17 protein-coding genes are annotated in these 20695 nt (G+C 47.7%); 3 read left to right on the top strand and 14 right to left on the bottom strand.

What is annotated here, in order from left to right; genetic code table 11:
• The first annotated feature begins 174 nt into the window (after positions 1-174).
• Together Q7V32_RS03820 and hspQ are read left to right on the top strand one after the other, a co-directional pair.
• Positions 175-708, top strand: coding sequence for a gamma-glutamylcyclotransferase family protein (locus tag Q7V32_RS03820; RefSeq protein ID WP_304895661.1), 534 nt, complete (start codon positions 175-177; stop codon positions 706-708).
• The gene (gene hspQ, locus Q7V32_RS03815; protein ID WP_304895660.1) at positions 708-1019 is read left to right on the top strand and encodes a heat shock protein HspQ; all 312 of its coding nucleotides are present in this window, start codon (positions 708-710) and stop codon (positions 1017-1019) included. Before Q7V32_RS03820 ends, hspQ begins: the two co-directional genes overlap by 1 nt.
• A gap of 208 nt (positions 1020-1227) precedes the next feature.
• On the opposite strand, the gene Q7V32_RS03810 is transcribed toward hspQ, so the two are convergent.
• Positions 1228-1845: a class I SAM-dependent methyltransferase gene (locus Q7V32_RS03810; RefSeq protein WP_304895659.1), complete on the bottom strand. Its 618-nt coding sequence runs from the start codon at positions 1843-1845 to the stop codon at positions 1228-1230.
• A 400-nt stretch (positions 1846-2245) separates the two neighbouring features.
• Here Q7V32_RS03810 and Q7V32_RS03805 point away from each other — a divergent pair, with 400 nt between their 5' ends.
• Positions 2246-3115 (top strand): universal stress protein, encoded by an 870-nt coding sequence (locus Q7V32_RS03805; RefSeq protein ID WP_304895658.1) that lies wholly within the window; start codon positions 2246-2248, stop codon positions 3113-3115.
• A gap of 8 nt (positions 3116-3123) precedes the next feature.
• On the opposite strand, the gene Q7V32_RS03800 is transcribed toward Q7V32_RS03805, so the two are convergent.
• The 13 genes from Q7V32_RS03800 to Q7V32_RS03740 form a co-directional block, all read right to left on the bottom strand.
• Positions 3124-3840: a M48 family metallopeptidase gene (locus tag Q7V32_RS03800; protein WP_304895657.1), complete on the bottom strand. Its 717-nt coding sequence runs from the start codon at positions 3838-3840 to the stop codon at positions 3124-3126.
• A 2-nt stretch (positions 3841-3842) separates the two neighbouring features.
• On the bottom strand, positions 3843-6953 hold the full coding sequence (locus Q7V32_RS03795) for a type I restriction endonuclease subunit R (protein ID WP_304895656.1): 3111 nt from the start codon (positions 6951-6953) through the stop codon (positions 3843-3845).
• 260 nt (positions 6954-7213) lie between these two features.
• On the bottom strand, positions 7214-7951 hold the full coding sequence (locus Q7V32_RS03790) for a zeta toxin family protein (RefSeq protein WP_304895655.1): 738 nt from the start codon (positions 7949-7951) through the stop codon (positions 7214-7216).
• Positions 7948-8190 carry a hypothetical protein gene (locus Q7V32_RS03785; RefSeq protein ID WP_304895654.1) on the bottom strand — a complete coding sequence of 81 codons (243 nt, stop codon included), beginning with the start codon at positions 8188-8190 and terminating at the stop codon, positions 7948-7950. Before Q7V32_RS03785 ends, Q7V32_RS03790 begins: the two co-directional genes overlap by 4 nt.
• A gap of 43 nt (positions 8191-8233) precedes the next feature.
• Complete coding sequence (locus tag Q7V32_RS03780; protein WP_304895653.1) at positions 8234-9601, bottom strand: restriction endonuclease subunit S; 1368 nt, start codon at positions 9599-9601, stop codon at positions 8234-8236.
• A complete protein-coding gene (locus Q7V32_RS03775; protein WP_304895652.1) occupies positions 9598-10611 on the bottom strand; it encodes a YhcG family protein in 1014 nt (337 codons plus the stop codon). The genes Q7V32_RS03780 and Q7V32_RS03775 overlap by 4 nt, the downstream gene beginning before the upstream one ends.
• Entirely contained in the window at positions 10602-13001 is a 2400-nt protein-coding gene (locus Q7V32_RS03770; RefSeq protein WP_304895651.1) for an N-6 DNA methylase, read from the bottom strand. Before Q7V32_RS03770 ends, Q7V32_RS03775 begins: the two co-directional genes overlap by 10 nt.
• Before the next feature lie 153 nt (positions 13002-13154).
• A complete protein-coding gene (locus tag Q7V32_RS03765; RefSeq protein WP_304895650.1) occupies positions 13155-14051 on the bottom strand; it encodes a TIGR01777 family oxidoreductase in 897 nt (298 codons plus the stop codon).
• Positions 14052-14335: 284 nt separating this feature from the next.
• Positions 14336-14773 carry a hypothetical protein gene (locus Q7V32_RS03760; protein ID WP_304895649.1) on the bottom strand — a complete coding sequence of 146 codons (438 nt, stop codon included), beginning with the start codon at positions 14771-14773 and terminating at the stop codon, positions 14336-14338.
• 313 nt (positions 14774-15086) lie between these two features.
• Positions 15087-16982, bottom strand: coding sequence for an ATP-dependent zinc metalloprotease FtsH (gene ftsH / locus Q7V32_RS03755; RefSeq protein WP_304895648.1), 1896 nt, complete (start codon positions 16980-16982; stop codon positions 15087-15089).
• A gap of 31 nt (positions 16983-17013) precedes the next feature.
• Positions 17014-17874 (bottom strand): protease modulator HflC, encoded by an 861-nt coding sequence (gene hflC / locus Q7V32_RS03750; protein ID WP_304895647.1) that lies wholly within the window; start codon positions 17872-17874, stop codon positions 17014-17016.
• On the bottom strand, positions 17871-19037 hold the full coding sequence (gene hflK, locus Q7V32_RS03745; RefSeq protein WP_304895646.1) for an FtsH protease activity modulator HflK: 1167 nt from the start codon (positions 19035-19037) through the stop codon (positions 17871-17873). The genes hflC and hflK overlap by 4 nt, the downstream gene beginning before the upstream one ends.
• A 123-nt stretch (positions 19038-19160) precedes the next feature.
• Positions 19161-20615 carry an RNA polymerase sigma factor RpoD/SigA gene (locus Q7V32_RS03740; protein ID WP_304895645.1) on the bottom strand — a complete coding sequence of 485 codons (1455 nt, stop codon included), beginning with the start codon at positions 20613-20615 and terminating at the stop codon, positions 19161-19163.
• Positions 20616-20695 lie beyond the last annotated feature (80 nt).

The raw sequence follows: 20695 nt of genomic DNA, 5'->3' as shown, positions 1-20695 counted from the left end.
TTAAACGATTTTCCCAACTCGGCGCTGTACAATCGAGGCCGGATTAGCTGTGAGTGGATGCCTGATGGCCTGAAACTTTTTAAAACCTTACTTTTCTGCTGAGCCCTGGATAAGATCAATCCTGTTTATGGTATCCTTTAATGCCCTTAAGCCGACATGATTATCACCTTCATTATGACCGGTATTTACACAGTTTTTGCTTACGGCAGTTTAATTCATCAAGGCTCTTTAGCGAGGACAGTTCCAACTGCGCGCAACAGAGTCCCTGTCAACGTCAAAGGATTGAAACGCCAATTCAATCTGGCATCCACTTACCGCTATGATCCCCTTCAACAATCGCCGGTGTGCGTGTTAAATGCCGAGGCTTCGGAGCCCGATGCGGTTTTAAACGGCATTTGTTTTGATTTGGATGAAAGCGAATTAGACGCCCTGCTGGAGCGGGAGAAAGGTTATGATTTTTGCCCGGTGAACGCCCGGCATTTTTTCGATGAATCCCAACTCATCAACGCCTATTATTTCAATGCCAAAAACTACCCCCCTTACCGCTACCTGACTGCATCAAAAGAACAAACACATTATCTGGCTATTTGCCTGCAAGGCTGCAGTGAATTCGGAGAATCCTTTGTTAACGCATTCAAAGCATCAACCGGTTTTTGTGGAATTGACAATGACAAGGATATCGACGCCATCTGGCAGGGAACTTACTAATGAAACAAGCCAAATTTTTTATCGGCCAAATTGTTCATCACAAACTGTTTAATTACCGTGGCGTGATTTTTGATGTTGATTTTGAATTTTTAGGCGGAGAAGAATGGTATGACAAAGTGGCTAAAAGCCGGCCATCCAAGTACCAGCCCTGGTATCACGTCCTGGTTGATAACGCCAAGCATCAGACTTATGTGGCAGAGAGCAACCTGAGCGTCAGCGACAATAGCAATCCGATTAACAATCCCTTTCTGGAAAACTATTTTTCCGGACTCAAAAACGGAGTCTACCAACTTAATCTCCCGAAAAATTAAGTCTCTAATAGTCATGATGGCTGAAGTTTAAAAAAGGTTTTGTTTGTATTAATAGTTGCCAGCGTTCCGGCAAATCAAAGGCCGTTTTAGGATGGATAAGGCGATAGCCGCATCCACCAAAGCTTTTAAAAGTGGATTCGCTTTCGCTTATCCAACCTACCCATCTGCCACCCAGACTTTCACGGTACCGCGAACAGCTTAAAAAACATCATTTGCGAGCCTGAATCAGCTTGATAACGTCGCTGCTGCGTGGATCTACAAACACTGAATTAAAACCGCAAGCCTGCACACTCTTGACTGTATCGCGATTGATATTGGCACCAAACAAGCGGAGAACAACAGGATTCAGCAACTTCATCAGGCGCGCCAGCCAGGGCTTTGAACTGATGACATGTTCAAGCAACAGAATTTGCCCCCCGGGCTTACAGACCCGGTAAAGTTCACGCAAGCCCTTTCTGGGCGAGGGTACCGAGCAAAACACGAAAGACGCCACCACGGTATCGAAACTGTTATCGGCAAACCACAAGCCTTCGACATCCATCACCTGTAAATCGACATCGATGAATTTACGAGCTTTTTTCTGTTCAGCGATAGCCAGCATTTTTTCACTGAAATCGATCGCTGTCATCCGTGCAGAGTGCGGATAAAACGTAAAGTTTTTACCGGTTCCTACACCGACTTCCAGAATATGCTCACCCTCAACCTTGGCCCACAAGCGCTTACGCCATTTTTTAAACATAAGCCCTTCCATCATGGCCTCCAGGCCGTCAAAGTAAGGCGCCAAACGGTCATATCGTTTTTTGATCGTAATGCGGTCCGGTTTCATAATCAGGCCTAAAGAGTCCAGGTTAAATGATGGGTCAAAAATCTAGCCGCATTTTAACGACAAACAGCGCTTAAACCCAACTATGAACCTAAAATGCCGGGGCAACCAAACCAAACTCGGTCTGAATTGACTATAGCCAACCGCAACCTACAGTGAATCACCTTTGTTTTGGTGCTCCTGAATAGTTAAATAATTTCTCACCTTTACCTGCGCCCAAATTTGTTGATGCGTATAAAAATGCTTTTTTATCAACAAAACAGGACTGGCTGATCAATAGCTACTTGTTTATTTTTCTGACTGTTATCTAAACCGGCCTCTCGCCATTGGTCTGCATCATTGTATTACCGTCAATTGCCGTGTATAAGCCGGAAGAGATCCAAAAAATCAGGGGAGGTCATTAATGAACATCAAAACCAACACTGTGATTGCTTGTATTGACGGTTCAGGACTGAGTGAAGCCGTCTGCGATTATGCGGCCTGGATTTCGCAGCGAGTCAATGCCCCACTCAAACTTCTGCATACGATTGATCACCACCCCGAGACCGCAGCGATTACCGATCTATCCGGCAATATCGGCGAGGATAGCCGCGATTACCTGCTGGAAGATATTATTCGCATAGAGCAGCAACACAGTAAATTACGTTTGCAACAAGGCAAGGTGCTGCTTCAAGCGGCCAAAGAAAGAGCCATGCAAAACGGCATAACCGATCCGATTATTAGTCAGCGGCACGGCAATCTGGTTGAATCCTTGATAGAAGTGGAAGACAGCATTCGGGTGCTGGTCATCGGCTTGAGAGGCAAAGTGCATGATAATCAACCGGGCCAAATCGGAACAAAACTGGAGTCCATTATCCGCTCCCTGCATAAACCGATATTAGTCGTCAACGAAGCGTTTAAGTCACCTCAGCGCATCATGCTGGCCTACGATGGCAGCAACGCAGCCGAAAAAGCAGTCGACATGGTGGCATCCAGCCCCTTATATAAAGGTCTGATCTGTCATCTGGTCTGTGTCAGCAAAGACGAAACCACTTCACAAAAGCTGCTTGAAGCGGCGTCCGATAAAATCACGCAAGCAGGAGGCATTGACTTGATTACACAAAAGCTCACCGGCAAAATCGATCAAGCATTATCTGATTATCAAGCCGGACAAGCCATTGACATGACCGTTATGGGCGCTTATAGCCATACCCGCCTGCACGATATGGTACTGGGCAGCTTCACCGCCAAAATGTTGTTGAGCACCCGTAAACCTTTGCTTTTGCTCAGATAAGTGAAATGTTATAAAGCACCCCAGTTCTCATAGCCCAAAGGCGCCCGATTCAACTCATCTCGTTGAGAGCGCCAATTCGGCATATGACTATCCATAAGCGCCATAAACCGATCATTGTGATGGCGTTCCAACAGGTGCATCATTTCATGTAGCACGATGTATTCAAGGCAGGCAGGAGCCTTTTTGGCCAGTTCGCTATTGAGCCGGATGCTTTGAGCCTTGGGATTGCAACTGCCCCACTTGGTTTTCATCCGCTGTACAAATACCTTACTGACCGTTACACCGAGAACCGACGCCCATTTGGCGATCAAGGGTTGGGCCGCCTGTTTCAGAATCTCTCGATACCACGCTTCAAGCATAATCTGCTTTTTCTCTTGGTCACTGTCCGGTGGTAATCTGAGTACGATTTTGCGGTGTTTTAGAAATACCCCAACTGCATTTTCGCTATAAGCGATGCTCAGCAAATAGCGCTGTCCCCAGACATAATGGCTTTCCAGGTTCAAATATTCGCGGGGTGTTTCGCGTGCTTGCTCCCTTAGCTTTCTTTGCTGCTGCTTGATCCAAGCTAGTTTTGAAATGGCATACACCCGGATGGTGTCGAGATTCATCCGTATCGGTGCGGCAATCTTCACCTTGCCGTCCGGCGGGCAGACACTCAGGTGGACATTTTTAATGTCTTTGAACACCACATCAACGGTAATGTCTCCCAGCTGTACTTCGGCCACCCTCAATACTCGCCTTTATGCTCGAAGATGATCTTAAAGATGCGCTCCACCGCGTCGCCATTCTGTAGTACGCCATACAGCGCGGCCTTAATGACTTGCTCCCGGGCCAGCACACCTCGCCAGCCATCCGGTCTGACTTGCTTGACCGTGGTATCGATTGTCAGCGCCAAGTCCAGTAGCGGATCGCCGGATACGGCGTATTCTCCCGCTTGCTCTGCAGTACAATCGGGTTTCACGCCTTTCAGACTGTTATACAGGGCACGTTTACCTGGCGTATCCAGCCGTTCCGGGGTATCGTCGCCTTTACCGGCTTGCACCTGCTTTGCCAATTCGGCAATCCGCTTCAAAAAATCTTCGTATTCGATGGCCTTGGCTTTACGCGTCGCGATGATTTCATCCAGCAGCGCGGACATCTTTTCGTAAAACTCCGGATCGGTCAGATGCTCCTTGATAATCTTGCGGCGAACATTGTTTTCGATGGTTTCGGCGATGCCGTCTTTATTACCCTTCAAGCCGCCCAACTGCTGATTGATGGCCTCGGCAATGCCGGTTTTGACGATCAACTCCAATAACGGAATATCATCAAACGGCGAAATCTTGCGTGGCTCGTCGGCCTGAATATAGGTGTCGATCAAATGCCGCATGTCCGCTTCATAGGCTTTCAGGTCCAGCGTTTCGCCGCTGGCCTTACGGATAATCTCGCGAATGGCCAGATAATGATCGATGCGTTGCTTGATGTGCTGGGTGTCGTCTCTACTGTAGCCGGCCGTGTCCATTTCATCGGCGATATTGGCATAAGACCGAACCAGGGTTGCCGTGGCTTTATAGAATGCCACCCGCTGCGGTTGGTGTGCGTCCAGGTCCTTAGCAATTTCAGTATTTCCGCAGAAATAATGAATATGCTCCAACTCGCCTTTCGGCGGTTCCACCGGCTCGCACAATAAAGCCATGGCTTCCAGCGCCTGATCCAGACGTTCTTTACCTTTCTGCAATCGATCCTGCAGCATCACCTCAGGATCACTGCCAGCGTCGCTATGGTCCAGTTCAGAGGTGTAGACAGAAATCGCGCTATCGACTTTCTCAAACAGGTTTTTGTAATCGACGATGTAACCAAAATCCTTATCGTCGCCATCCAGCCGATTGGTGCGGCAAATCGCTTGGAACAAACTGTGATCCTGCATGGATTTGTCGATGTACAAATAAGTGCAAGGCGGCGCGTCGAAGCCGGTCAGCAGTTTGTCGACCACTACCAGCAACTTCATATTGGCCGGTTCCCTGGCAAACAAGGCTTTCGCACTATCCTCGTAGGTTTCGGTTTTAGTTTTGCTCGGCTTGGCTTCCACCTCTTTCAGCAATTCGTTATAGGTGTTGTAGATGAACTGCTTATCGGTTTCGGTATTGGCGCCGGTTTCTTCCAGGGTGACGTCTTTGGCTAGTGGATTATAAGAGGTGACCACCGCACAACGGCCCTTGAACGGAGTTTTCTGGAATAAGCTGTAGTATTTGCAGGCTTCGTAAATGCTGGACGCCACGAGAATCGCATTGCCGCGTTCATTAGATAACCGTGGCTTAACCCCAAAATCAAAAATGATGTCGCTGACCACGCGGTCCATTCGGGAGCGGGAGCTGAGCACATGTTGCATGGTGCCCCATTGTTTTTTCAGCTCGTCCTTTTGCCAGTCGTTCAGGCCCTTGGTTTTGGCCTCAAACCAGGCATCGATTTTTTCTACCGAACCCAAAGTCTGATCAATATCTCGGGCCTCATACAACAAATCCAGTACCACGCCATCGTCGACCGCCTCGCCGAATTTATAGGTATGGATATAGCCGCCGAACACTTCCAGGCTGGTGGCTTTATCTTTCTTCAATAACGGCGTACCGGTAAAGCCGATGAATACCGCATTCGGCATCATCGCTTTCATGACTCGATGCAATTTGCCGCTTTGGGTACGGTGACATTCGTCCACAAACACAAACAGCTCACCCACCGTCGCACTGGGCTGTGCTTCCAGATCTTTGACAAACTGATCGAAATCATCGACGCCTTTCTTGCCGAACTTATGCACCAACGAACACAGCAACCGCGGCGTCGCTTGTCCGAGTTGCGTCATCAAATCGCGGCCACTACTGGTGCGCTTGATGGTCACACCCGCCTCGGTAAACACCCGCTCGATTTGTTTATCCAGTTCATCGCGGTCGGTGACGATGGCCACGCGGGCATTGGGATGATTTTCCAAAATCCATTTGGCCAGCAACACCATCACGATGCTTTTACCACTACCCTGGGTATGCCAGATGATGCCGCCCTTTCGCTCGCGAACATGGCGTTGCGCGGCCTTGATGCCAAAATACTGATGCACGCGCGGCAGCTTTTTCTTGCCGCCGTCGAACAACACAAAGTCATGCATCAATTCGATGAGGCGCTGCTTGTTGCACAGCTTTTCCAGGTATTTGTCCAGCTTGAAGCCGCTGTTGTCTTCTTCGTTTTCTTTCCATTTCAGGAAATACTTTTCCTCGGTGCCAATCGCGCCGTATTGCAGGCCTTCGGAATCGTTACCGGCAAAAATGAACTGCACGGTACTGAAAAACCAGGCGTTGAATTCCGGCTGTTGATTGGACAGATTCTGCCGGATGCCATCACCGATACTCACCCGGCTGTTTTTCAACTCCAGCACGCCAACCGCAATGCCGTTGACATACAGCACCAAATCCGGCCGCCGCTCCAGCGCACCTTTCAACGTCACTTCCTCGGCAATCGCAAAATCGTTGTTTTCCGGCACCTGCCAATCGATCAGGTGTACTGTTTCGGTCACCCGGTCCGCGTCTATCTTGACCGGCACGCCATAACGCAGCAGGTTGTAAACCGCCTGATTGTTACCGTATAAAGTGCGGCTGTGGTTATCCGCCTCGCTGCGCAGTTTGTGGATGGCTACACTGATTTGCGCAGCGCTATAACCACAACGCGTCAGATATGCCGACAGCAGACTTTCTTCGATATTGCTGTTGCCCACACGATCAGTCCAATCGCCCAGATAGCGGTAATCCAGATTATCCCGAAATAAAGTAATGATACGGTTTTGCGTAACCTTTTCGGCTTGGCCGACTGTACTCATCTAACAATCCTTGTCGATTAGCTATCGACCTGATGTAAAGAGGCGGAAATATGATGATTATCTGTAATCATGTTGTTTATGTATCTTTAATTTGACATAAAAACCATAGCCATATCAATAAATTGACGCTGTCTACCAAAAAAATTATCTTGAAAAGCTCGTTTATGGAAGTCGAAATTTTCCGTGTTAGTTGACTTCCAGTGAGTCGAAAACATCAAACCACCACCGGCCAAGGCCAAGGCAAACGCATCGGCTCCAGATCAACCTGCTGAAAAAACGTCCCACAAGGCCGCTTTGAACCAATGCGGCATCGAATCGGTTTTCAGCTCCAGAATATGGCCATCGGTTACTTCCGCCAACCAAACACGCTCGCTACCCGAGTTATCAAAAATGTAGGCTCGATGACTATAGCGCACCGCATTGCGCAGTAAATCAAGAGAACGCCGATAGCGGCTCACAATCTTATCTTCCGGCACCGGATGCCCGCCCATTTTCACCCGGTGGCGAACGCGGGAAATATTAATAATTGGATCTTCGGTGGCAATAAAGTACAGATAGGTTCGAAACCCCATTGCTTGCGCCTGCCGCAACAAATCCACCTTGTCGGCAAATGACATCACGGTTTCAAATGTAAAAGAGGTTCTCGATTCCAGTAATTTGCGCCGAATAAAGTCCGCCGCTACCGAAGCAAAATACGCATTGACAATTACAGAGTGAAAACTGAGCTTATTATCGGTAAAACGCAATTCAGCAGCTTCATCCAGCAAATCCGCCGATGCCAACAAGGGAGCCTGCCGAAAAAATCCCAGAATTTCTTCAGCCACTGTCTCCACGGCATAGGCGCTAAGATCAAGATAATCGCGTTCTCGAACGTCTTTCTCTATCTCGTCGGGATTGATATATACACCCAGCAATGCCGGGCTGATCACCGATTTCAGGGTGCTTTTTCCCGAGCCGTTCGGCCCGGCAAACATTCGCAGACGCGGCACGTCACTCACGCGGCAACCCGCTTTTGCCCTGGCGTTACCGGTGTTGCCGGATCGATATGCTTGACGAATTGTCGGGTACCGTCCGGAAAGACTTCGACAATCGTGCCGTTTTCAACTTCTAACACGCTACTGCCTGCGGCCAGAGCCTGCCAATATGCCTGCTTGAAGGCGGCATCGGCCAATTCCGGGATGTGCTCTTCCAGATAACACAGGGTTTTTTCCGTGAAGGGTAGATTGACAGTGGACAAGGGTTATCTCCAGTTAGGATTCGATTGGACCGTCTCTTTCATATCAATTGTCGATGATCGGTTTGGGATTGACAACCAGCCTGATTTTGCCGGTGAGTAATTGCTGCATCATGCCTTGTTTGACTGCGCGGGCTTTGGTGAGTTTGGTGTCCAGCACGGTGATTTCAGCGTCCATGTCGGTGAGGATTTGGGCGATGGCGATTTGTTCAGCTTTGGTTGGCGGAATAGTAATTTGAAATGAACGAATATCAGCAGGGCTTATGTGGGGAATTGCGGTAACTGTTTTTACAGCGTCACAATGGTCAGTGAATCTAGGACTGCATATCCACTCTTTCAGGTATTTCTGATCTATAACAGCTGGTCGAATTCTGGCTACTCTTTGTAGTAATAAAGCCGGCAGATCACAATCTGACAACATAGCGAAACTGCGTCCAACAAGGGAACCATCCATGGCGATTACTATGTCGCCGCTTTTCAACAAATACTTCTTTAACTCCGAAGTTGCTGAGGGCCAATAAGCTGTTCCGTCATCAGACCAATCCGTAATTCCACGCTTAACGTTTGAACCTCTTAAGAGCCTAATACCAGACATGGAATATTTGCTACTGGGAAAAGGAAAACCAGTTAGAAGGTCTATAAAGTCGGCGATTTGAAGATATTCCCAATCGATTGGAATTGTTCCAATCTCAGTGATTTTTACACCGAGCTTGGTTTCAAACCCCGGTAACCGCCGTTTGCCGGTGAGCAATTCCTGCATGGCGCCTTGTTTGAGCTGGCGTTTTTTGGCGACGAGTTGTTCCAGGGCTTCAATCAGCGCATCCGCATCGCTCAACGCCTCGGCGATAGCTTCTTGTTCGGCTTTAGTGGGAGGTAAAGGGATAAGCATTTTGGCAATCATCTCTCGCCTTACAGAGTCAACTGATGATTTAGCTGTCATCTGCATGATTCGATTGTAAAAATGATTGCTAAAGTATAGATAAAAGAAATATCCGTTTAGGCGGCTACTGAATTCAGAAATACGATAAACACGTTGATGAGCGTCAAATTTACCCCTTATATAGTGAAATACCTTTCCGGTTCCAACACCATCACCAGCTGTCAAAACTGCTTCACCATCATATGAATAGCTATTGATGTGCTCCACCGTCTGAGAACGCACGAAAAACGGATATTCACCATCCTCGATTTTATCTTGGGTATTTTTGCTGCCAGTTGTGATTTGGGCGACATCCTCAATGGATGCTAACTCCCAATCCTCCGGAATCACCCCCACCTCAGTTTGCTTATATCCCTTCGGTACTTGCTGCTCGGCAGGCAACAAATATTTCGCATTCGCTTCCTGCACATCCATCACCGCCCCTGGGTTGGGAGGCGCGGCATCGCTTTTGCTGCTATTTCGCGGCTCACTCATTGTTCCGCCTCGCGCAAGGTGTCTTCCAGCTCCCGTCTTAGCTCTTCCCGATCCGGCAGATACAGCTGATATTTCTGCACGAATAACTGACTGTTCAGGTTGTAGGTGGCATACTCCACCAGCAGTTCGTCTTTATGCCGGCTGAGGATGATGCCGATGGGCGGATTGTCGCCTTCGATATTTTCCTCGTTGGCAAAATAGCCCAGGTACATGTTCATCTGGCCAATATCGTGATGCTGCACATCGCCCATTTTCAGGTCGATCAGCACGAAACAGCGCAAGATGCGGTGATAAAACACCAAATCGACCTTGTAATGAATGTTGTTAAGGGTAATGCGATACTGCCTGCCGACAAAGGTGAAACCTTTCCCCAGCTCCAGTAAGAATTGCTGCAAGTGATTGCACAATAAGGTTTCGAGTTGGGTTTCCGAGACCTGCGCCGGTTCCGGGATTTTGAGAAATTCAAAAATGTAAGGTTCGCGCAACAGGTCGGTAGGCTGGGCCAGCGTTTGGCCTTGCGCGGCCAGTTGCAATACCCCGGCTTTATCTTTACTGGCCGCCAGTCGTAAAAACAATGAAGAGGCTTTTTGGCGCTTCAGCTCCGGTACCGACCAGCGTTCGGCGATGGCCTGTTTTTCGTAGAAACTACGTTCCAACTCGTCATCGAGCTTCAATAATTCGACATAGTGTGACCAACTCAATTGGTGAGAAGGCTTCTGACTTATTGGGTAACGCAGATAGAACAGGCGCATGTAGACCAAATTGCTGCGGCTGAAGCCTTTGCCGTGGCGCAGGCTTAAATCGGTGGCCAAGCTGCCGATCAAGGCTTTGCCATACTCGGCGCGGATTTTACCGTTTTGCTCAAACTCGATGATATGCCGACCCACTTGCCAGTAGGTTTCCAGCAGGCTGATATTGACGGCCTGCATGGCCTGCACCCGGCCTTGGGTGTAGCTGTCGGTGATGCGCTCCAGCAGGATTTGGTAATCGGTGCTTTGGGTTAACTCCATACAAACCCCATTCTTTGCAAGTGGCCGTTGACCTTGGCTTGCAATGCGTCCACGCGTAGGCTGATTTGCGGCACCGGGGTTTCGTAGCGTTCGGCCAGTTGCTTGACGCGCTGGGTCAATTGCTGGCTGATGCGGTCCATTTCACCGTGGATGGCAGTGTCCAGGTTTGCCAACCATTTATCGTCGACCACCAGGGTTTTGATGTCCGCTTCACTGAGTTTAGGGTAGTGGGCATAGGCTTTAGCATCCAGTTCCGCTTCGGCGTCTTTGAGTGCTTTCTTCAGTGCGGCTTCGTCGGCTGACAGTTTCAGCCAGTTTTTCAATATGTCGATTTCATCTTTGGCGTTTGCATCATTACCTATCTCCTTCAACCGACTGCTGACTTCGGCTTTGTTGATTTTATCGAAGCCCGAAAACACCGCATCTTCGCCGCTGTGTTCTTCTTCCAGTTCAGTGAGTTGTGCGCTAATGCTATCAAGATCGGCTTGCAGTTGTGTTATAGCTTGCTGTTCGTCGGCAAAGTAACGCCCGACAACCAAGGCTTTGGGCACTAAATCGCAGGTCCAGCCTTTGTCTCTTTGTTTGCCTTTTTTGTCGGTTTCAATGATGCGGTAGGTCTCGGCCTTCCAGCCATCGGCGGCGATCAGGTAGCAATCGTCCTGCATGGTGTCTGCCCAGTAATCCATTAGATGCTGATAAACATCGTATTTATCGATCAAGGCTTTACCGGCGTAGTGGCTCAGCAAGTCTTCGGACAGCTCAACGATGAGTTGCTTGGGGTGGCAGCCGCTTTTCAGGGCCTTTAGTGATTCGGTAGTGCGTTGTCGCCAAGCGTCGAAATGATCGTTCATGCCGGTGATGAAGGCGGCAAATTCTGAGTGTTGGTAGATGCTGGTTTTGATAGCGGCTTTATCGACCGCCAAATCCAGGTAACCGGGGCGATTGTCTTTGAATAAGGCCGCTTTCAGATGAGGGCAAATTACCCAATAGCGTTGCAGTGCTTCAATGTCAGGCAGCGGAATGCCGCCGCGCAAATGGCCTTCGATGTCTTGCAGATCTTCCGGCTCCTGGCTGTCGATGTAGCGCGGCAAGTTGAGGTTGTAGTCGTTTTTCTCGATTTCCTCGAAACCCACCATGCGCGAATATTTAGGTACTTCCAGGCGTTTGTTGAAGACATCGACGATTTTGTGGATGTCCATCGCCCGCAGCCGGTTTTTGTTGCCGTCTTTCATATAACCGGCGCTGGCGTCGAGCATGAAAATGCCCCTGCGAGTGTGGGCCTCTTCTTTGTCGATCAGAATGATGCAGGCCGGTATGCCGGTACCGTAAAACAAGTTGGCCGGCAGGCCGATGATGCCTTTGATATAGCCTTTGCGTATCAGATTGCGGCGGATATCGGCCTCGGCATTACCGCGAAACAAGACGCCATGCGGTAGGATACAGGCGCCTTTGCCGGTGCTTTTTAAAGAACGGACAATATGTAATAGGTAGGCATAATCACCCTGCTTGTCGGGTGGCGTGCCAAAATGTTTGAAGCGGTCGTAAGGGTCGTTTTCGGTGTCGACGCCGTTGCTCCAGCGTTTGTCACTGAATGGAAAATTAGCGACCACATAATCAAAGGTCTTGAGGCTATCGCCCTCTTTAAACTTGGGATCAGCCAGGGTATTGCCCTGCACAATCAGAGCGGTTGGATTGTTGTGCAAAATCATGTTCATTCGCGCCAGAACGCTGGTTGCCGCGTCCTTTTCCTGCCCGTAAAGCGTAATTTCGGTAGGCGCTTCATCGCCGACTTTCAGTATCAAAGAACCCGATCCGCAGGTTGGGTCGTAAGCAGTGGTATTGCTACTGGTTTTTGCCTCTCGAATACCGATGATCCTGGCCATAATAAGACTGACCTCGGAAGGGGTGTAAAACTGGCCTTTGCTTTTGCCGCTATCCACCGCAAAATGGCGCATCAAAAATTCGTAAGCATCGCCGAGAATATCATCGCCTCCGGCCAGATTCTTGGAGAAATCCAATGCTTTGTGCTCAAAAATGGCAATGAGATTGGTCAGTCTATCCACCATTTCCTTACCGCTACCCAATTTACCGGCATCGTTAAAGTCCGGCATATCGGACAGTTTATTGGCGCTGGCCAGCGGCCCGATAATCTTTTTATTGATCTGATCGCCGATATCGGGCTTGCCCTTGAGCGCGACCATGTCTTTAAAACCTGCGCCTTCCGGGATGGTGACCGGAGCATAGGGGAGACCCGCGTATTTATCGCTGACGTATTTGATAAACAACAATACCAGTACATAGTCTTTGTATTGCGATGCATCCATTCCGCCGCGCAGTTCGTCGCAGCTTTTCCATAGCGAGCTATACAGCTCGGATTTTTTGATGGCCATGAGTGAGTTGTTAGTTTTGTCTTATTTGCAGCACGCTAATGTACAGTGAGCCCGGCAAATATGCCACTTTGAACTAACAGTTCTTGCCTATTTATTCTCATCGCGGGCATGGCCCGCTCCTGCAATACTGCTTATTTAATCATTGGATGGCTTTCACTTAACGGCATCCAATAAGGCGTCATCAAGTTCTGTGTATTTAAATTGAAACGCTTGATCCAGTAGTCGTTTTGGAAGGACTCGCTGGCTACCTAAGACCAATTCGGCCATTTCACCCAGCAATAAATTAAGCAAAAAGGCAGGTACCGGGATTAAGGCCGGTCTTTTTAAACAAGCGGCCAATACGCGGGTAAATTCGGCGTTAGTTCTGGGCGCCGGTGCTGTCGCGTTATAGACACCCTGCATGCTTTGATTGTCAATCATCGCCAATGCAATGTTTATCCAGTCATCCCGGTGTATCCACGACATCCATTGTTTTCCATCACCAATACGGCCTCCCAGGCCCAGTTTGAACGGAAGCAGCATCCGGCCAACAATTCCGCCGCCGGGAGCGACAACCAGCCCGGTCCGGATAATGCAGACACGGACACCTAAAGCTTCTGCTTTTTTTGCTTCTGTTTCCCAAGCCTCGCATAAGCGATGCGAAAAATCATCCCGGTAGGACGACTGTTCGGTCAATTCTGTATCGCCCTGATTACCGTAATAGCCTATGGCCGAACCGCTGATCAGAATTTGCGGCTTAACCTTCATTTTATTGATCGCTTCAATGAGTTGCTCGGTCAATTTGACGCGGCTGTCCCATATCAGTTGTTTGCGTGCGTCAGTCCAACGCCGGTCAAAAATCGGCGCACCGGCCAGGTTGATCACCGCATCAAAATGATCTTCGGCCGTTAATTCATCCAATCGCCCCAATGCTGCCACGTTTTTTCCGCAAAGTTCTGCAACCTGTTGCGGATTTCGGCTCAGCACAGTAATTTGATGTTCGCTTTGAAGCAATGATTGAATGAGGGCTTTACCGATAAAACCGGTGCCACCGGTGAGAAGTACTTTCATGATTGCTTGCCTCCCTGGTTGGTATGGCATTTTATGATCTGAAGATATGAAACGGAGGGCTTTTTAATATAACTTCCGGAAATACGTTTTATTTTTAACTTGGTAAAATCGTTTGATCCACGAAAATCACTTAGACCACAAACATAGTGAATGAGAGATCCCGTTATCAACAATTCCCAAATTGATGATAAAAAAGTGGATTAGATCGAGAAGGCTATTGATTTGCCAATGTTCATAGCGAATAACAAACTGACAAATCAATCAACCATCCTTTTAACCTGGATTTAATTTATATTTGGTGCGTCCATTTGATCGTTTTTGTCAGGCAAGAACGACAATATACCGTAAAAAATATGTGATAGGCCGGTATACAGAAAAAATGGATTATATTTTTCGTCTATCGGTACATCGTTGATGGCGCCGTAAAACTCAACGCCACCGATCAACAAAATAATGAACAATCCCATGATTGTCAATTCCCGATAATTTTGCTTCCTCAGACAGTATATAAATACTACCAATTGAGCCAAAGCCAGATAAATCAGCATTATTTTAAGATTATTGCCCAGTGGCCCGTAAAGATCATCGCCCATCGTGAAAAAGCTGTCTTTCCCTGTTACAGACATGACTGCGGTCACGACTGTGACTAACAGCGAAACATAGTAGTTAGCTTCCAAACCGTACTTGACACTATTTAAACTTTTTGTTGCTAAAGCATTCATGAGAACCTCGCGAAAAAAAGAATCCTCCCCATAGTAATGCGTGGGGAGGACTTATAGAGGAGGACATTACACAGGGAAGAACTCTTCCCACAGTGCAAAAGCACTGCCAAAATCAATATCAAAAAACAATCGATTTTGTCAGCCATTGGCAGAAAATTTGCCAATGGCAATCGTTTATAAGTCCCTACATATATGCGGACGTCTTATTGGTTTGCCCATCTCCACAACCGATGGACGCTTTGATCAATGGTTCCAAGTGCTTGCTGAAGTCCCTTTTTTGACTGTCAACAAGCGACTTTGATCGTTTTTATTACTAGGTTGCCAATCCGCCTTGGCCTACAGTTGGAGTCGTTCCTGAACCGGTTTCCGCTGTTGGCGGCTCATCAGGCTTTGACTCTTCAATGACAGGTGGCGCCAATTTCTTGCCATTCATCAAATCATCAATCTGGAACTTATCAATGGTTTCCCATTGCATCAACGCATCAGCCATGTTGTGAAGAATGTCCATATTGTCATTCAGAATGGTGCGTGCCCTTTCGTAGTTCAAGTCAAGCAGATTACGTATTTCTTCATCGATCATTTCGGCCATTTTTTCGGACATGGCTTTTGCCTGCGGTCCCATGTATCCACGACCTTGATCTTCGCCGTAATCCATAGCACCCAACCGATCTGAAAGACCCCATTTAGTTACCATATTTCTGGCTAACTGGGTAGCTCTTTCAATATCGTTTGAGGCGCCGGTAGTGACTTTGTTTTTGCCGTAGATGATTTCTTCGGCTACACGTCCGCCGTACAAACTGGCAATCTGACTTTCAAGCTTGTCACGGCTGGCACTGTAGGTATCTCGCTCCGGCAGGAACATGGTAATACCCAGAGCTCCGCCACGCGGCATGATGCTGACTTTGTAGACAGGATCATGTTCAGGTACGGAACGGCCGACAATTGCGTGGCCTGCTTCATGATAAGCCGTCATCAGCTTGTCTTCTTCTCTCATCATCATGCTGCGCTTTTCAGCCCCCATGATCATCTTGTCGCGCGCTTTATCGAGATGGTTCATGTCAACTACGCGCTTGTTCGTCCTTGCAGCAAACAATGCGCCTTCATTGACCAGATTAGCGAGTTCGGCACCTGAGAAACCAGGAGTGCCTCTTGCCAAATCCATGATGTTGACATCGTCAGCCAACGGAACTTTCTTTAAATGAACTCTCAAGATTTGTTCACGGCCTCTGATATCAGGCAAGCCAACGGTGACTTGTCTGTCAAAACGACCGGGTCTTAATAACGCTTTATCCAGTACATCGGCACGGTTGGTGGCTGCAATTACGATGATGCCTTCGTTGCCCGCGAAACCATCCATTTCAACCAGCAATTGGTTTAAGGTTTGTTCGCGCTCATCGTTACCGCCATTCATGCCGTTACCGCGATGTCTTCCCACCGCATCGATTTCATCGATGAAGATGATGCAAGGTGCACGCTTTTTGGCTTGTTCAAACATATCTCGTACCCTGGAGGCACCGACACCGACAAACATTTCAACGAAATCAGAACCTGATATCGAGAAGAAAGGCACGCCGGCTTCCCCTGCAATGGCTCTAGCCAGCAAGGTTTTACCTGTACCTGGAGGTCCTACCATCAACAAGCCTCTGGGAATTTTACCGCCCAGATATTCGTACTTGGATGGATCTTTCAGGAAGTCAACCACTTCAACAACATCTTCCTTTGCTTCTTCAACTCCGGCGACATCATCAAATTTGACCTTGATCTGATTTTCTTCCAGCAATTTAGCTTTGCTTTTGCCGAAATTCATCTGACCACCTACTCCGCCACCGCCTTGTTGCTTGCGGAAGAAGTAAACCCAGACAGCAATCAGAAGCAGCATAGGCGCCCAGGAAATGAAGATCTGCATCAACATTGACTGTCTTGGCGGACTGGCAACTTTGATTTTGACACCGTACTCCAACAATTCGTCGATTAAACGAGCATCATTGGGGTTGTAAGTAATAAATCGTTCGCCATTTCTTCTGCGCCCGTCTATCTCATCGCCATTAATAATGACTTCAGAGATAGCACCTCCTCTTACATCTTGTATGAAATCAGAGTAAGACAAGGCATAGTTACTGTCACCCGACGGATTCATCCGGCTGAATGCTGAAAAGAGCGTAACGCCTACAGCAATCCAGATTAAAAATTTAATTGCATTTGTTTTCATACTTTTTCTCCTCTATGGAAGTATGAGGATATCATTCTTCTTTCGAAAAATATTTGAAGAAATCAGATTTAGGCTCCAAAACCAGCGTATCCTGGGTTTTTTCGAAGGAAGCCGCATAAGCATTGAGACTTCTATAGAAGGCGTAAAATTCCTGATTTTTACCGTAACTTGCCGCGTAAATTTCTGAAGACTTCGCGTCACCGCGACCACGGATCTGCTCGGACTCTCTATACGCATTGGCTAATATGATTTCCCGTTCTTTGTCAGCTTGTGCGCTGATTTCTTCGGCTTGTTCTGAACCTTGAGAGCGAAATTCCCTTGCCACTCTTTCCCGCTCGGCCTCCATCCGCCTGTAGACGGAACTGCTGACTTCTTCCGGCAAATCTATGCGTTTGATCCGAATATCCAAAAGTTCAATCCCATACTCCTTGGCCACGGGTGCCAGCCGTGAAATCAACATGCGCCGCATATCGCCCCTGTCTTCTGAAACAAGTTCTTTGATCGTCCGCCTGCCGAATTCGCCCCGCATAGCGTCTTTCATCACTTGATCCAGCCGCAGATTTGCCTGGTATTCGTCACCGCCCATGGTGGTATAGAAAAGACCAACATCTGATATTTTCCATTTAACGAATGAATCGACTATGACGTTCTTCTTTTCAGACGTCAGGAATCGCTCTGACTTAGCGTCCAGCGTCAGGACTCTGGCATCGTAGTGGCTAACGTTATTGATTAACGGCAGTTTAAAATGCAGACCGGGCTCGTAATCAGACTCGACAATTTCACCTAATCTGAATTTAATTGCTTTTTCGCTTTCCCCAACATAAAACACGGTCATATAACTGAGGAGTAAGGCACTGAAGCTTAGTGGAACTAATAACTGTGCTGGGTTCATAATCTGCTCCTGCTAACTCGACTTGCCGGTAGTTGTTTTTGGATGTTTTTAAGCTTTTCAGCTTGAGCGACTTGGCTTGCGGCCTGACTTATCTTTTCAGACATGGAAGTCGATTCGCTATTGTTTTTTGATTCGGACGGGTTGAGCGGCAAATAAAACATGTTGTTTCCATTTTCTACCGTAACCATCACCTTATTGCTGCTGCTGTATAGTTTTTCCTGAGCCTCAAGGTACATCCGTTTACGGGTGATTTTCGGCGCTTTTTCGTATTCAACGAGTAGTTGATCGAAACGTTCAGTCTCACCTTTGGATCTGGCGACCACCTGGGCTTCGTAACCTTCGGCTTCCTGGATCATCCGTGCGGCGGCACCTCTTGCCTTGGGAATGACCTCGTTCGCATAAGCCTCAGCTTCATTGATCAAGCGCTGTTTATCTTCACGTGCACGAATCGCATCTTCAAATGCATTTTGAACTTCTTCAGGCGGCTGAGCATCCTGTAGGTTGACACTGGCAACTCTTAGGCCCGTTTTATATTCATCCATTGCTTTCTGGACTTCGTCTTTAATCTCGGTAACGATTTGACTGCGTCCTTCAGTCAGGATAAAACTCATATCGTTTCTTCCGATCACTTCTCGCTCGATACTTTCGGTAACTTGCCTGAGCGTCGCTTCACTCTGCTTTACATTAAACAGGTAATCTTTGGCATCCTTGATTTGATATTGCACTGCCAGTCTGACACTGACTATGTTTTCATCTTTGGTCAACATCAGGGATTCGGGTAAAACAGAGCCTGATCCGTTGTTACGGCTGCCGGTGTTATAGCCAATTTCTATAAACCGTTGGTTTTCCACATTGACGACTTGCACATCTTCCAGCGGCATGGGCAAATGCCAGTGAGGACCCGGCATCGCGGTAGAAACATAAGCACCAAAACGGGTAACAACCCCCCGGCTGCCTTGATCGACTATATAGATGCCACTAGCCAGCCAGCTAACGCCTAACGCTGCTCCGGCGTACAGGGCCAGTTTTTTGGTATTTTTGGAAAAGAACTGATTAAATTTTTCGGAATATTGATTCCAATGGGTATCAATCTGCTCGCCCCAATCCGATTTTGGTTTTTCACCCAGATCATGGTGTTCTTTATTCTCATTTTTCCAAGGCATGGTAGTAGTCTCCTGCATGAAGGTTTTTTGACCAGCTTTATCCTCTTCAGCTTAAAACTGAACTCTTGTTAGCTGGTTTCTTTTAAGTTTTTGGTTTTTAGGATTTGACTCAGGAAAAATGAGTTAACCCGGCTCAAGAAAGTCGATCAGCTCATGACTGAAATTATTTTTCAGTTTTAATAATGCGCTGTTTTGAATCTGTCTGACGCGTTCCCGGGTTAATGACAGATGTTCGGCAATATCCTGCAAGGTCATTTCATGATCATTATCAAGCCCAAAGCGGCAGGTAATAATATCGGCCTCGCGAGCGGGCAATGTGCCTATTGCTTTTCTCAAGCAGGCTTTTAAAGCACTTGCAGCCAGTGTATTGATGGGTTGCGGATAGTGGTGCTGCTCTAAAGTGTCAATCACTTCAGGCATGTCTTCATTGTTGTTGATGTTGCTGAACAAAGACACGGTAGGTTGATAGTTATCGATAATCGCCTTTATCTCGTCTTCCGGCAGTTTGCATTTTTCGGCAAGCTCAATCACGCTGGGCCAGCGATTGTTCTGCAGGTGCAAGCTGTTCATCGCTTCATAAACGGCTGATGCTTTAGCCGCTATGTTGTAAGGTAGCCTGACCGTTTTTTCCTGCCTGACCATGACCCTGGAAATGGTTTGTTTGATCCAGTAAATCGCGTAGGTGGAAAAACGAACCGAGCGGCTAAAGTCGAAACGGTCGACAGCTTTGATCAACCCGACCGTACCTTCCTGAATCAAATCGGAAAATGACAGGGTTTGGTTGTTATATTGACGGGCAATGAAGGTAACAAGTCTCAGATTGCCATTGATCATGGCTTGGCGGGAATCCACCATGCCTTTCAACTTGGCCAGCAGGGTTTTGACTAAGGCTTCATCCTGAAAACCCGCTTCTTTGTTCTGACCTTGCGACTTGATGCTGTAAACCACTTGCTGCAGAAAGTTGGGTAGAAACTGAATATCGCGCAAGGCCAAACGGCATTCTTGCAGCGTCAATTCGACATTAATACTTTCTTCGGCATTAATTACTTTTTGAAAGCAATTTGTCAGTTTTATTTCAAGTCCCTTCGCTGTATCCTGTACAAGCTCGCTATTTTGTACAGGTTGGCTTTGCTCGCAGCCGCTACGGTTAATTAGTTCTGATATATCAACGCCTTTGCTCAGTGAATCCAGGAATTCAGCGGCCATTATCAGCAGTGCTTGCGGCGAAGTGATGATGATATCAGTCAGTTCCTGTCTCGCTTTCCCCATTTTTCGGGCATGCCAGTTGAACTGTTCAGCAGTCAACACGACTGCGTTCTGGGTATGAATTTTAAGTTCTAAAGATTCGGTTGAAGCCGTCAAGGTTCCTTCATAATCACCATCGCTCTCATCCAATGGGATCACATCCGGCTCGAATAGTGTTAACAAGCCAAGGTCATTGTCTTGTTTGTTACTTGACGTTTTAAATTTTGAATTGGTGCGGGGAAGCAGTGAAGACCGATGTTCCTCATTGGTGGCGGACGTTAATCCATCATGAATGAAGCTGGTTGCAAGTTGAACATTTTGAAGCTGGGTCATGGTTATTTTACCCCTTAAATTGGACTACCGGGCAGGTAAGCCGTAGAAGTTTATTTGAAGCTAAATTAAAGCTTGGAATC

Origin of the sequence: Methylicorpusculum sp., assembly GCF_030651835.1 — a bacterium.
In the GTDB taxonomy this organism is placed as follows: Bacteria; Pseudomonadota; Gammaproteobacteria; order Methylococcales; family Methylomonadaceae; genus Methylicorpusculum.
The sequence above is the reverse complement of the archived record's forward strand: the minus strand, read 5'-3'. Positions and strand labels throughout refer to the sequence as shown.